1 pseudogene is annotated in these 274 nt (G+C 67.9%); it reads left to right on the top strand.

The features are described from left to right. Positions 1–274 (top strand): annotated as a pseudogene (locus ACZ3HG_RS23660) (argininosuccinate synthase); the annotation flags it as partial.

Raw genomic sequence — 274 nt, 5'->3', positions numbered from 1 at the left:
CGATCAACGGCACGCGCTTCGACGACCCGGTGGCGCTCGTTCGCGAGGCGAACGCGATCGGCGGCCGTCACGGTCTCGGCATGAGCGACCAGATCGAGAACCGCATCATCGAGGCGAAGTCGCGCGGCATCTACGAGGCGCCCGGCATGGCGCTGCTGTTCATCACGTACGAGTGCCTCGTCAACAGCATCCTCAACGAGGACACGCTCGCGACCTACCACGAGCAGGGGCGCCGCCTGGGCCGGCTCATGTACGAGGGCCGCTGGCTCGAGCC

It is taken from the genome of Erwinia sp. PME.40.26/001, from assembly GCF_055556675.1.
The sequence above is the reverse complement of the archived record's forward strand: the minus strand, read 5'-3'. Positions and strand labels throughout refer to the sequence as shown.